The following is a 1,126-nucleotide window of genomic DNA, read 5'->3' on the forward strand; positions in this document are numbered from 1 at the left end:
TGATCGTATAGCCCTGTTCCTTCTCCTGCCGCGACTGGCCGGTATAGTCGATGAAGAACGTATCGGGCAGGCTTTCCCTGGCGATATCCTCGATGGTCTTCAGCCCGTCGCCGGTGGTGACGGTGGGCAATGGCAGAGCCGAAATCGTGGCGGAGTTCAATTGGTTGAACTGCTCGATCGCGGCCGGCGATGCATTGGTCGAGATCTTCACCACCGCCGAGAGCGGCACCATCTCGCCCGACGCGCTGCGCACGAAATACTCGGCCAGCTTTTCAGGGTTGTCGCGGAAGTTCTGCGGTACCTGCGGGATGATGTCGTAGCTGTTGGATTCGCGGTCGAATTGCGCCACCTCAGCGCCACCGACCAAGAGGGTCAGCGTCCGGCCGATGTCGGCGATCGGCAGGTTGAGCGCCGCGGCGCGGTCGCGGTCGATCGTCACCGTCACTTGCGGCGCGTCGTAGGACATCGAATTCTGCACGGCGAGGAAGCGACCGGAGGCCTGTGCCTTGTTCTTGATGTCCTCGGCCGCCTCATACACCTGGGAGGCCTCGCCGGTCGAGCGCACCACTATCGTGATCGGCAGGCCGCCGCCGGAGCCGGGTAGCGTCGGCGGTGCGAAGACGAAAGCTTCGACGCCCGCAACCTTGCTGAGGCGACCCGTGATGTCTTCCTGAAGTTCCTTCGAGCTGCGCGTGCGGTCGGCCCAGTCCTTGAATGCGAAGCCGACGAAGGCGTTGTTCGTCGGGCCTTGGAACGCGACGGCGGAGAACCGCGCCCTGGTTTCGGGGATATTATTCACCAGCCCGAGAATCTGGTTCACATAGGTCTCGGTGTAGTCCGACGTCGCATAGCGCGGCGCGTTCACAATAGACAGCAAGAAGCCCTGGTCTTCTTCCGGCGCCAGTTCGCTCGCGGTCTTGGTGAACATGAAGCCGGTCGTGGCCACCAGTGCGATGACGATCATCAGGGTCACCGGGCGATATTTCAACGAGCCGCTGACCAGCCGCTCATAGATGTTTTCGACGCGCCCGAACGTGCTGTCGACAATACGCTGGAAGCGGCTGTGCGAGCCGGCCCTCAGGATGCGTGCCGACATCATCGGCGTGACGGTTAGGGCAACGACACC

1 protein-coding gene is annotated in these 1,126 nt (G+C 62.5%); it reads right to left on the reverse strand.

Going from position 1 to position 1,126, the window contains the following annotated elements:
• The coding region (locus EOA85_RS35780) for an efflux RND transporter permease subunit (protein ID WP_164760153.1) at window positions 1-1,126 on the reverse strand (1,126 nt) is incomplete at both ends.

Origin of the sequence: Mesorhizobium sp. M5C.F.Ca.IN.020.29.1.1 (assembly GCF_003997375.1) — a bacterium.
Classification (GTDB): Bacteria; Pseudomonadota; Alphaproteobacteria; order Rhizobiales; family Rhizobiaceae; genus Mesorhizobium; species Mesorhizobium wenxiniae.